This is a genomic window from Chromobacterium alticapitis, from assembly GCF_002924365.1.
GTDB lineage: Bacteria > Pseudomonadota > Gammaproteobacteria > Burkholderiales > Chromobacteriaceae > Chromobacterium > Chromobacterium alticapitis.
The window spans coordinates 22169-33978 of the sequence record NZ_PQWB01000021.1 but is presented as its reverse complement, the minus strand read 5'-3'; the positions used below and the strand labels follow the sequence as shown (position 1 = coordinate 33978).

11 protein-coding genes are annotated in these 11810 nt (G+C 66.0%); 6 read left to right on the top strand and 5 right to left on the bottom strand.

What is annotated here, in order from left to right; translation table 11 throughout:
• The 3 genes from C2I19_RS06300 to C2I19_RS06290 form a co-directional block, all read right to left on the bottom strand.
• Nucleotides 1–657: TolC family protein (locus tag C2I19_RS06300; protein WP_158253647.1), on the bottom strand; the 657-nt coding region annotated here is incomplete at its 3' end.
• Nucleotides 650–3790 (bottom strand): efflux RND transporter permease subunit, encoded by a 3141-nt coding sequence (locus tag C2I19_RS06295; RefSeq protein ID WP_103901866.1) that lies wholly within the window; start codon nucleotides 3788–3790, stop codon nucleotides 650–652. The genes C2I19_RS06300 and C2I19_RS06295, both read right to left, overlap by 8 nt.
• 20 nt (nucleotides 3791–3810) lie before the next feature.
• Nucleotides 3811–4998 (bottom strand): efflux RND transporter periplasmic adaptor subunit, encoded by a 1188-nt coding sequence (locus C2I19_RS06290; protein WP_103901865.1) that lies wholly within the window; start codon nucleotides 4996–4998, stop codon nucleotides 3811–3813.
• A gap of 227 nt (nucleotides 4999–5225) precedes the next feature.
• On the opposite strand from C2I19_RS06290, the gene C2I19_RS06285 reads away from it, so the two are divergent.
• The 6 genes from C2I19_RS06285 (at nucleotide 5226) to C2I19_RS06260 (ending at nucleotide 10391) form a co-directional block, all read left to right on the top strand.
• Nucleotides 5226–5867, top strand: a complete 642-nt coding sequence (locus C2I19_RS06285; protein ID WP_103901864.1) for a TetR family transcriptional regulator — start codon at nucleotides 5226–5228, stop codon at nucleotides 5865–5867.
• 90 nt (nucleotides 5868–5957) lie between these two features.
• Nucleotides 5958–6860, top strand: a complete 903-nt coding sequence (locus C2I19_RS06280) for an ABC transporter ATP-binding protein (protein WP_103901869.1) — start codon at nucleotides 5958–5960, stop codon at nucleotides 6858–6860.
• The gene (locus C2I19_RS06275) at nucleotides 6857–7612 is read left to right on the top strand and encodes an ABC transporter permease (RefSeq protein WP_103901863.1); all 756 of its coding nucleotides are present in this window, start codon (nucleotides 6857–6859) and stop codon (nucleotides 7610–7612) included. The genes C2I19_RS06280 and C2I19_RS06275 overlap by 4 nt, the downstream gene beginning before the upstream one ends.
• A gap of 31 nt (nucleotides 7613–7643) precedes the next feature.
• Nucleotides 7644–7889 carry a BolA family protein gene (locus C2I19_RS06270; protein ID WP_103901862.1) on the top strand — a complete coding sequence of 82 codons (246 nt, stop codon included), beginning with the start codon at nucleotides 7644–7646 and terminating at the stop codon, nucleotides 7887–7889.
• A gap of 76 nt (nucleotides 7890–7965) precedes the next feature.
• Nucleotides 7966–9219 (top strand): UDP-N-acetylglucosamine 1-carboxyvinyltransferase, encoded by a 1254-nt coding sequence (murA, locus tag C2I19_RS06265; RefSeq protein ID WP_103901861.1) that lies wholly within the window; start codon nucleotides 7966–7968, stop codon nucleotides 9217–9219.
• A gap of 182 nt (nucleotides 9220–9401) precedes the next feature.
• Nucleotides 9402–10391 carry a patatin-like phospholipase family protein gene (locus tag C2I19_RS06260; RefSeq protein WP_103901860.1) on the top strand — a complete coding sequence of 330 codons (990 nt, stop codon included), beginning with the start codon at nucleotides 9402–9404 and terminating at the stop codon, nucleotides 10389–10391.
• A 63-nt stretch (nucleotides 10392–10454) separates the two neighbouring features.
• On the opposite strand, the gene C2I19_RS06255 is transcribed toward C2I19_RS06260, so the two are convergent.
• Both C2I19_RS06255 and C2I19_RS06250 read right to left on the bottom strand, forming a co-directional pair.
• On the bottom strand, nucleotides 10455–10793 hold the full coding sequence (locus tag C2I19_RS06255; RefSeq protein ID WP_103901859.1) for a zinc ribbon domain-containing protein YjdM: 339 nt from the start codon (nucleotides 10791–10793) through the stop codon (nucleotides 10455–10457).
• Nucleotides 10794–10961: 168 nt separating this feature from the next.
• Nucleotides 10962–11810 carry an MlaA family lipoprotein gene (locus C2I19_RS06250; protein ID WP_103901858.1) on the bottom strand — a complete coding sequence of 283 codons (849 nt, stop codon included), beginning with the start codon at nucleotides 11808–11810 and terminating at the stop codon, nucleotides 10962–10964.

Below are 11810 nucleotides of genomic sequence, written 5' to 3'. Positions count from 1 at the left end.
GGCCTCGGCTTCGGCCTGGCGCTGCTCCAGCTCGGAGATCAGGCCGCCGTGGAAGCGCTTGGTTTGCAGCTTCAGCGATTCCTCGCGGCTATGCAGGGTGCGCTGGGCGATGTCGAGCTGGGCGTCCAGCGCGCGGAGCTGGAAGTAGGTTTGCGCCACTTGCGCGCTCAGCGCCAGCTGGGCGGCGTCGCGGTCGTAGCGGCTGGCCGCGTAGCCGGCGCGGGCCGCTTCGTTGCCGCGGCGCAGCTTGCCCCACAGGTCCAGTTCCCACGCCGCCGTCAGATTGGCGGCGCGGACGTCGTTGACCAGCGGGGAGCCGGGCGTGACCAATTGGCTGGAGCTGCGGCCGCTCTGGTAGCCGGCGTTGGCGTTCAGGGCGGGCAGCAGCGCGGCGCGGGCGATGCCGGCCTGGGCGGCGGCCTGCTCGGCGCGGGCGGCCGCCAGCTGCAGATCGGCATTGCCGGCCACGGCTTCGTCTATCAGTTGGTTCAGCACCGGGTCGTCGAACTGTTTCCACCAGTCGGCGCTGACGGCCGGGGTCTGGGTGGCTGCCTGGGCGGCCGGCAGCTCGACCTTGGGCCGGCTGTAGTCTGGGCCGACCGCGCAGGCGGATACGGCCAGCGCGACGGCGGCGGGAATCAGGGCGCGCTTAAGCATCTGCTTTCTCTCCTGCCTCAACCACCGGTTGAGGTTTTTTCTTGCCGAGCTTCATGATCAGGATGAAGAACAGCGGGATGAAGAAGGTGGCGATGAAGGTCGCCGCCAACATGCCGCCGATTACGCCGGTGCCGATAGAGTGGCGGCTGGCGGAGCCGGCGCCGCTGGAGATGGCCAGCGGCACGCAACCGAGCACGAAGGCCAGCGAGGTCATCACGATGGGGCGGAAGCGCAGGCGGGCGGCTTCCAGCGCGGCCTCCATCAGCTCCATGCCTTCCTCCAGCTTCTGCACCGCGAACTCCACGATCAGGATGGCGTTCTTGGCCGACAGGCCGATCAGCGTCACCAGCGCCACCTGGAAGTACACGTCGTTGGCCAGGCCGCGCAGCCAGTTGGCCATCAGCGCGCCGAACACGGCGAAGGGCACCGCCATCAGCACGGAGATCGGCAAGCTCCAGCGTTCGTACTGCGCCGCCAGGATCAGGAACACCATGATCATGCCGAAGCCGAACACCAGGACGGACGAGCCGCTGGTGGACTTTTCCTGGAAGGCCGAGCCGGTCCAGGCCAGGGTATAGCCCTCCGGCAGGGTTTCCTTGGCTACGTCCTCCAGCGCCGCCAGCGCCTGGCCCGAGCTGTAGCCCGGCGCCGGGCCGCCCACCAGCTTGGCCGCCGGGAACACGTTGAAGCGTTCCAGCGTTTCCGGGCCGGTGGTTTGCTGGATGTTCACCAGCGCGGTCAGCGGGATCATCTGGCCGGTCTGCGAACGCACGTAGACGTTGCGCAGATCGTCCACCTTGGTGCGGAACGGCGCTTCAGACTGCAGCTGCACGCGGAAGGTGCGGCCGAACTTGTTGAAGTCGTTCACGTACAGCGCGCCGAAGGTGCTCTGCATGGTGTCGAACACGCTGTTGATCGGCACGCCCAGCGCCTTGGCCTTGTCGCGGTCCAGCTTGACGAAGACCTGCGGCACGCTGGCGGAGAAGGTCGTTTGCACGCCCTTCAGCTCCGGCCGCTTGGCGGCGGCGGCCACCATTTTCTTGGTGATTTCGCCCAGCTCGGCCGGCGTGCGGCCGGCGCGGTCCTGCACATAGGCTTCAAAGCCGCCGGTGTTGGACATGCCGGAGATCGGCGGCGGGTTGAAGGCCAGCACGATGCCGTCGGAAACGCCCATCATGCCCTTGCCGAACACGTCCTTCACCACGGCCTGCGACGATAATTGCGGGCCTTTGCGCTCATCCCAGGGTTTGAGCACGATGAAGGAAACGCCGGCGTTGGTCTTGTTGCCGCCGGACAGGATGTCGAAGCCGGCGAAAGTCATCCGGTCCTGCACCGCCGGGTTTTTGGCCATCATGGCATCCAGCTTGTCCATGGTGGCGGCGGTGCGGGTCAGCGAGGCGCCGTCCGGCAGGAAGGCGGCGGCAAGGATGTAGCCCTGGTCCTCGTCCGGCGCCAGGCTGGACGGGATGATGCGGAACAGGCCGGCGGAGGCGGCGATCAGGCCGCCGAACAGCAGCACGGCCAGCACGGCGCGCTTGTTGATGAAGGCCACGCCGCTGGTGTAGCGGCTGGTCAGACGATCGAACCAGTTGTTGAACCAGGTGAAGAAGCGGTTCGGATGCTGGTGCTCCGCCTTCAGGATCAGCGCGCACAGCGCCGGGGTCAGCGTCAGCGCCACGATGCCGGAAATCACGACCGACACCGCGATGGTCATGGCGAACTGCTTGTACATCTGGCCGGCGATGCCGCCGAGGAAGGCCACCGGGATGAATACCGAGCACAGCACCAGCACGATGGCCACCAGCGCGCCGGAGACTTCCTTCATCGCCTTGAAGCTGGCCTCGCGCGGCGACAAGCCCTCCTGCGTCATCAGGCGCTCGACGTTTTCCAGCACCACGATGGCGTCGTCCACCACGATGCCGATGGCCAGCACCAGGCCGAACAGCGTCAAGGTATTGATGGTGAAGCCGAAGGCGTACATGCCGGCAAACGCGCCGACGATGGACACCGGCACCGCCAGGCAGGGGATCAGCGTGGCGCGCCAGTTCTGCAGGAACAGGAATACCACCAGGAATACCAGCACCATGGCTTCGGCCAGCGTCTTGTACACCTCCTCGATCGACACTTCGACGAACTTGGTGGTGTCGTACGGGATGCCGTAGGACAAGCCGGTCGGGAAGCTCTTGGACAGGCGCTGCATTTCGGTTTCCACCGCCTGCGCCGTGGCCAGCTGGTTGGCGCCCGGCGCCAGGAAGATGCCGATAGGGATGGTGGCCTTGCCGTTGTGCTTGCCGTGGAAGTCATAGGACAGCGCGCCCAGCTCGACGCGGGCCACGTCCTTCAGCTTTACCGCCGAACCGTCCGGATTGGCGCGCACGATGATGTTCTCGAACTCTTCCGGTTCGGACAGGCGGCCCTGGGTGGTCACGGTGTAGGTGAAGTCCAGCTTCTGCGGCGTCGGTTCCGCGCCCAGCTTGCCGGCGGCGAACTGCGAGTTCTGCTCGCGGATGGCGGCGGCCACGTCGCTGGGGGTCAGCTTGAGCTGGGCCAGCTTGTCCGGCTTCAGCCAAATCCGCATCGAGTAATCCTGGCCGGCGAAGTTCACCACGTCGCCCACGCCCGGCACCCGCTTCAGCTCGTCCACCACATTGAGCAGCGCGTAGTTGCTGATGAACAGCGTGTCGTGGCTGTTGTCCGGCGAGAACAGCGAGATCACCTGCAAGATGGTGGCGGACTTCTTGCGCACGTTGACGCCCTGGCGCCGCACTTCTTCCGGCAGCTGCGACAGCACGGATTGCACGCGGTTGTTGACGTTGATGGTCGCCTGGTCCGGATTGGTGCCGATCTTGAACGACACGGTCAGCGACAGCGTGCCGTTGCTGGCGCTGTTCGACTGCACGTAGAGCATGTCGTCCACGCCGTTGATCGCCTGCTCCAGCGGCGCGGCCACGGTGTTGGCGATCACTTCGGCGGAGGCGCCCGGGTAGCTGGCGGTGACGTTGACCACCGGCGGCACGATTTCAGGGTACTGCTGGATGGGCAGCGCCTTGATGGCGGCCAGGCCCGCCAGCATGATCACGATGGAGATCACGCTGGCGAAAATGGGCCGCCGAATGAAGAAAGCGGAAAACATGTATCAGGTTCCCCCTGCGATTACGGCTTGGCCGCGGCGGCCGGCGCGCTGGCGTCGGCCTGCAGCGGGTGCGGCTTGACGGCGGCGCCCGGACGCAGCTTGATGATGTTGTCGACGACGACTTGGTCGCCGGCTTTCAGACCCTGCTCCACCAGCACGCTCAGGCCCACTTCCTGCGAGGTGACGATGGGGCGCGGCGCGACCTTGCCGTCGGCGCCCACCACCCACACCATCTTGCCTTGCTGCGTGGTCAGCACCGCGCGTTGCGGCACGGTGATGGCGGCGGTGCGCACCGCGCCGTTCAACTGCACGCGGACGAACTGGCCGGGCAGGATGCCGCCTTGCGGATTGGCGAAGCTGGCGCGCGAACGGATGGTGCCGGTGGTGGCGTCCACCAGGCTGTCGGTGAAGTTCAGGTGGCCGGTCTTGCCGTACTGGCTGCCGTCCGGCAGCTTCAGCTGCACCTCGAAGCCGCCGCCGTTGGCCAGCTTCAGCTTGCCGGCGTGCTGCATCTTGCGCAGATTCAGCATGTCGCTGTCGGACATGCTGAAGTTGACGTAGATCGGGTCCAGCTGCGAGATCTTGGTCAGCAGGCTGGCGTCGGCGGTGGTGGCTACCAGGCTGCCCTCGGAACGGGCTTCCTGGCTGGTGATGCCGGAAATCGGCGCGGTGACGCGGGTGTAGCCCAGATTGATCTGGGCCTGCTCCACCTGGGCCTTGGCGGCGGCGACGGAGGCCTTGGCCGAGTCGAAGGCCGCCTGGGCGTCGTCGCGGTCCTTCTGGCTGACGGCGTTTTCCTTGAACAGCGGCAGGATGCGGTCGTAGTCCTGCTTGGTCCGCGACAGCTGCGCCTGCTGCACCTGCAGATTGGCGCGGGCCTGGTCCAGCGTGGCCTGGAAGGGCTGCGGATCGATCTGGAACAGCAGGTCGCCGGCCTTGACCGGCTTGCCTTCGGCGTAGGCGCGCTTTTGCAGAATGCCGCCTACGCGCGCGCGCACTTCCACCTCGCGCGAGCCGGCCGCCTGGCCGACGAATTCATACGAAACCGGCACATCGGCCGGTTCCGCTTTCAGCACGGCCACCGGCACAGGCGGCATGGCTGCGCCGGCCTGAGCATCCGGCTTTTGGCCGCAGGCCGCCAGGCTGGCCGCCAGCGCGGCCAGCAGCAGGCCGTGGGCCGAGCGCGGCAGAAGAGTCGTTCCTTGCATGGTGTCGAATCCTTGAAAAGTCCAAAAACAGATAGTCATTAAGTATGTCAGCGTATTTGTGGACAAGGGGGCTGCCGGGTCTTGTCCAAATGATCCGCCATTTTACATACATGCACGTCTGTATGTAAAATGAAGAAATGTCGCGCGATGTGAAAGCTTTGCGATATCGACTGCCAGTAGGCGTTAAAATTCCTTAATTAGTACTAGTTCTAGCAAAGTATCCCAATATGGCACGAAAGACTCGCGAAGAGGCGGAGCAGACCCGCCAGCAGCTGCTGGACGCCGCCGAGCGGCTGTTCAGCGAGCAGGGCGTGTCGCGCACCACGCTGGCCGACATCGCCGCGGCCGCCGGCCTGACCCGCGGCGCGGTGTACTGGCATTTCCAGAACAAGCTGGATCTGTACCAGGCGATGCTGGACCGGGTGGCGCCTTCGTTCGACGATATGCGCGATCAGCTGCTGGACATGGCCGGCAGCGATCCCGCGCGCGCGCTGTGGGAGCACAGCCACCGCCTGCTGGCGCTGATCGAGCGCAATCCGCAGGTGCGGCGCATCCTGCTGATCGTGTTTTTGCGCAGCGAGCACGTAGGCGAGCTGGAACCCATCCATGAAGAATGCGTGGCGCATATGCACGAGGCGCGCGGCTTGCTGAGCCAGGTGGTGCAGGCGGCCAAGGACAAGGGGCAGGCCTATGGTTGCGTGGCGCCGGACGAGGCGGCGACGGTGTTGCAGGCGCTGCACGACGGCCTGATGCACAAGCTGGTGATAGAGCGGCCGGGGCCGGACGCCACCCTGGCGGCCAGCCGGTTGTTGCAATATCTGTACCGCGGCATTTTCACGCCGGAAGTGATGGAACAACTTACCACCTGAGCGCGCGGCGGCGCTATAATTGCGCTTTTTTCTCAAGCCTCTAGCGCAGCCTGATTCATTCGGCATGGCACTGGCGGCGTCATGGTTTTCATGTCCCACGCAATCGAAATCGAGGCCGTCAGCAAGCGCTACGGCCAGCTGCAGGCGCTGGATAAAGTGAGCTTCAGCGTCGAGCCCGGCGAATTCTTCGCCCTGCTTGGCCCCAACGGCGCCGGCAAGACCACGCTGATCTCGGCGCTGGCCGGCCTGGCCAGGCCGGATAGCGGCCGCATCCGCGTCATGGGCCACGATGTGGTGGCCGACTTCAAGCAGGCCCGCCGCGCGCTGGGCGTGGTGCCGCAGGAGCTGGTGTTCGATCCCTTCCTGTCGGTGCGCGAAACGCTGCGCTTCCAGTCCGGCTACTTCGGTTTGGGCCGCAACGAGGCCTGGATAGACGAGCTCTTGTTCAAGCTGGGTCTGTCCGACAAGGCCGACAGCAATATGCGCGCCCTGTCCGGCGGCATGAAGCGGCGGGTGATGGTGGCGCAGGCCCTGGTGCACCGGCCGCCGGTCATCGTGCTGGACGAGCCTACCGCCGGCGTGGACGTCGAGCTGCGGCAGAGCCTGTGGGTGTTCGTGCAGGAGCTGAACCGCGCCGGCCACACCATCGTGCTGACCACTCACTATCTGGAAGAGGCGGAAGCCTTGTGCGGCCGCATCGCCATGCTGAAAAAGGGCAGGCTGCTGGCCTTGGAGAGCAAGGACAAGCTGCTGGCCCATAGCGCGAGCCGCGAAGTGGCGATCAAGCTGTCCGGGGCGCTGCCGGCCAGCCTGGCGTCGCGCAAGCTGCGCGATGAGGATGGCCGCGCGGTGTTGCGGCTGGCCGAACTGGCGGAACTGGAAACCGTGCTGGCCGAGCTGCGCCAGGCCGGCGTGGAAGTGCGCGAACTCAACGTGGTGGAGGCGGACCTGGAAAGCGTATTCGTCAAGATGATGCACGGAGGCGCGGCATGACGGGCTTCCTGACCCTGTTCAAGAAGGAGCTGGTGCGCTTCTGGAAGGTGGCTTTCCAGACCGTGGCCGCGCCGGTGCTGACCGCGCTGATGTACCAGCTGATCTTCGCCCACGTGATGGCGCGCCATGTCGAGGCCTATCCCGGCGTCAGCTACACCGCCTTCCTGATCCCGGGCCTGGCGATGATGTCGATGGCGCAGAACGCCTTCGCCAACAGCTCGTCCAGCCTGATCCAGTCCAAGATTACCGGCAACATCGTATTCCTGCTGCTGCCGCCGCTGACCGCGGCCGAGTTCTTCCTGGCGTATTTGCTGGCCTCGGTCGTGCGCGGCCTGGCTGTGGGCGCTGGCGTGCTCGTCGTCACCGCCTGGTTCGGCCTGCCCTTGCCGGCTCAGCCGCTGTGGGCCGTCTTGTTCGCAGCCTTGGGTTGCGGCGTGCTGGGCACGCTGGGCGTGATCGCCGGCATTTGGGCGGAAAAATTCGACCAGCTGGCCGCCTTCCAGAACTTCCTGATCATGCCGCTGACTTTCCTGTCCGGCGTGTTCTACTCCATCCACAGCCTGCCGCCGTTCTGGTACGCCGTGTCGCACGCCAACCCGGTGTTCTACATGATCGACGGCTTCCGCTACGGCTTCTTCGGCCAGGCCGACGTCAGTCCCTGGCTGTCAGCCGGCGTGGTGGCCGGCTGCTTCGCGCTGCTGGCCGCGCTGGCGCTGCGCATGATCCATACCGGCTACAAGCTGCGCCACTGAACCTTATTCGCCATTTGATCGGACCATCGAGATGACCCCTGAGCAAGTCAAGCAATACATCGAGGCAGGCCTCGACTGCGCCTATCTTTCCGTGGAAGGCGACGGCCACCACTTCTACGCCACCGTGGTGTCAGCCGCTTTCGAAGGCAAGCGCCTGATCGACCGCCACCGCATGGTCAAGGAAGTGATCGCCAGCCGCCTGGCCAGCAACGAAATCCATGCTTTGTCCATCGCCAAGGCCGCCACGCCTGAGGAATGGGCCAAGCTGCAAGGTTGATGGCAATACTTAGCCGCGCGGCGCGACGAGGCCATCAGGCGCTCGCCAGCCGCGCGGCGCATGAGGTTTTAGAAGAATGGACAAACTGAGAATCACCGGCAACGGCCCGCTGAACGGCGAGATCCGCGTCTCCGGCGCCAAGAACGCCGCGCTGCCCATCCTGTGCGCCGGCCTGCTGACCGCCGACACCATGCGCTTCACCAACGTGCCCATGCTGCGCGACATCGCCACCACCCAGAAGCTGCTGCAAGGCATGGGCGTGCGGGTGATGACCGACAATGTGCGCGAGGTGGAAATCACCGCCTCCCAGCTGGACAGCCTGGTGGCGCCGTACGAGCTGGTGAAGACCATGCGCGCCTCCATCCTGGTGCTGGGTCCGACGCTGGCGCGCTTCGGCGAAGCCACCGTGTCCCTGCCTGGCGGCTGCGCCATCGGCAGCCGGCCGGTGGACCAGCATATCAAGGGCTTGGTGGCGATGGGCGCCGAGGTGTCGATCGAGCACGGCTACGTCAAGGCGCGCGCCAAGCGCCTGCGCGGCGCTCGCATCGTGATGGACATGGTGACGGTGGGCGGCACCGAGAACCTGCTGATGGCCGCCACCCTGGCCGAAGGCACCACCATCCTGGAGAACGCCGCGCGCGAGCCGGAAGTGACCGACCTGGCCCACTGTCTGGTGGCCATGGGCGCCAAGATCAGCGGCATCGGCAGCGACCGCCTGGTGATCGAGGGCGTGGACAAGCTGCATGGCGCCGAATACTCGGTGATGCCGGACCGCATCGAGGCCGGCACCTTCCTGGTGGCCGGCGCGATGACCCGCGGCCACGTGGTGCTGCGCAACGCCGCGCCGCAGAGCATGGAGGCGGTGCTGGACAAGCTGCGCGAAACCGGCGCGCTGATCGAGTGCGGCGACGACTGGATCTCGCTGGACATGAAGCAGCGCCCCAAGGCCGTCAACTTCCGCACCCTGCCGTATCCGGCCTTCCCCACCGACATGCAGGCGCAGCTGATGACGCTGAACTGCGTGGCCGAGGGCGCCGGCGTGGTGACCGAGACCATCTTCGAAAATCGCTTCATGCATGTGCCGGAACTGAACCGCATGGGCGCCAATATCGAAGTGGAAGGCAACACCGCCATCGTCAAGGGCGTGGACAAGCTGTCCGGCGCCACCGTGATGGCGACGGACTTGCGCGCTTCCGCCAGCCTGGTGATCGCCGGCCTGGTGGCCGAGGGCGAAACCATCGTCGACCGCATCTACCACCTGGACCGCGGCTACGAATACATCGAGAAGAAGCTGGGCGCCGTCGGCGCGCTGATCGAACGCATCGGCTGATTCTTCGCCGCCTCCGGCTTGCACAACGCCGCGCGCCTGATGGCCGCGGCGTTTTCGCGTTTGCGCAAGCCGCCATTCGGCCAGTGGCGCGCGCGGCGCGCTTGCGCTGACATCAGTCATCGCGCGCGTCGCGTCGCCGGCGCGCACCATCTGCGCGCAATCATCCTGACGGAGGCCCCCTTATGCAGCTGGACAATCCTTACCGCATCCTGTCGCTGGACGGCGGCGGCCTGCGCGGCATCATTCCGCTGGTGTGGCTGGACCGGCTGGACCAGGCGGTTCCCGGCTGGCGCGACGGCATCCATATGCACGCCGGCACCTCCACCGGCGCCTTGATCGCGCTGGGCCTGGCGCGCGGCATGACGCCGCGCCAGTTGCTGGAGCGCTACCTGGCGCTGGGACCGCGCATTTTCTCCCGCAGCGCGGCCTGGCGGCTGAAAACCCTGGATGGCCTGGCGGGTCCGCGCTACGACGGCGCAGGCCGCGAACAGGCCTGCCAGGACTTGCTGGGCGAAGACGCCTTGGCTGCGCTGTTGCGCGATGAGGGCCGCCGCGGCCATGTGCTGGTGCCGGCCTTCAATCTGGATGGAGACGCGCGCTTGCCGCAGGGGAAGCGGCGCTGGAAACCCAAGGTGTTCCACAACTTGCCCACTCGCGACGGCAGCGACGACGGCACGGAACTGGCTTGGCGGGTGGCGATGCGGACTTCGGCGGCGCCGACTTACTTCGCGCCGTTCGACGGCTATGCCGACGGCGGCGTATTCGCCAACAACCCGGCGATGTGCGCGTTGGCGCAAACGCGCGATCCGCGGCTGCTGCGGCCCATCGCGCCCGGCTCGGTGACCATGTTGTCGCTGGGTACCGGCTTCAACGCCAGCCATCTGGATGGCGGCGCCAGGCGAGGCTATCTGCAATGGGGCAAGGTCATGGTCGACTTGCTGATGGATGGCGTCAACGAGGTGGCGGATTTCCAGGCGCGGGAGACGCTGGGCGAGGCGCGCTATCTGCGGCAGTCCATCCTGCTGGAGAAACCGATGCCGCTGGACGGCGTCGAGCGCATGGACGAGATGAGGCGCATCGGCGAGAGCGCCGACCTGGACGCGGCGATCCGCTTCGTGGCCGGTTGGAAGGAGTGTGTCCGCGAGGACGCGCCGGATACGGCGAGCGCTTGAGCGCTGAAACGGTAAAAGCCGCCCAAGGGCGGCTTTGCTCGTTTGCTCGCTCCGGGCCAGCGATCAGGCCTTCTTGACGAACTCGGACTTCAGGCCCATCGCGCCTATGCCGTCTATCTTGCAGTCGATGTCGTGGTCGCCGTCCACCAGGCGGATGTTCTTGACCTTGGTGCCGACCTTGACCACCAGCGAGGAGCCCTTGACCTTCAGGTCCTTGATCACGGTGACGCTGTCGCCGTCCTGCAGCGCATTGCCGACGGCGTCGCGCACCACGCGCTGTTCTTCCGCCGGCGCGGCAGCCTGCTCGTTCCACTCATGGGCGCATTCCGGGCATACGAACATCGCGCCGTCCTGATAGGTGTACTCGGATCCGCATTGCGGACAGGCGGGGAATTGGCTCATGGCTTTTCCTGACAAGTAAAAAATAAAAACGGCCGCCCGGCTGCGTTCAGCGCGGGGCGGCTAGCGTATTGTAACCTTACTGGGGCAAGGGCTGCTTGTCCGCGCGCAGGCAAAAAAAGCGGCGCGCCGCCCGCGGGGGAGGCGCGCCTCTTGTTTTCGCCGCCGGTTTTACTGCGCGGCGGAGGCCGCTTGCGGAGCCGAGCTGTCCTGGCGGATGGGCAGGGCGGCAGGCGCCGAGCTGTCCTGCTTGGGCGCCGAGGCCGGAGCGGAACTGTCGCTCTTGCCGGCGGGGCTGTTCAACAGGTCGTCCAGATTGACGTCGTCGGCCGGCTGGGTCGGATCGGACTGTCCCAGTTGCTTGGCGCGCATCTGCATGAACAGGTCGCGCGTATAGCTGTAACGGTCCACCGCGGCGGTGCTCAGCAGGTTTTCCGCGCCCAGGTACTTGGCGCGGGTGTTGACGCCGTAGATGCCGTAGAAAGCGATGGCCTCGTTGGTGTTGTGGTAGACCAGCTTCTCAGGGCCGGGGCCGGCCAGCGACGTGGTCAGGCCGGCGCTGTCGCGCACGGTGGACGGGCCGAAAAAGGGCAGCACGAAGTAGTTGCTGTTCTTCCAGCCCCAGCTGGCCAAGGTGTCGCCGAAGGTGGTTTTGTTGTTCTTCAGGCCGGCCGGCGTGGCGATGTCGAGCAGGCCGAACAGGCCGAAGCCGGTATTGATCGCCACGCGCATGAAGTCGTTGGCGGCTTTTTCCGGCTCGGCGCGCAATACATTGAAGGCGAAGCTGTAGACGTCCTTCAGATTGTCGAAGAAATTGCCTACGCCGGTTCGCACCGGCGAGGGCACCACGTTCTGGTAGCCCTGGGCCACCGGCTTGATGACCCACTGGTCCGCCTTGTCGTTGACCGTGAACATGGCGCGGTTGTACGGCTCGTACGGGTCGTAGGCGGTGGCGGGATGGCTGGCGCAGCCGGCCAGCGACAGCAGCGTGGCGGCGGCGAGAATGCGTGCGGGACGCAT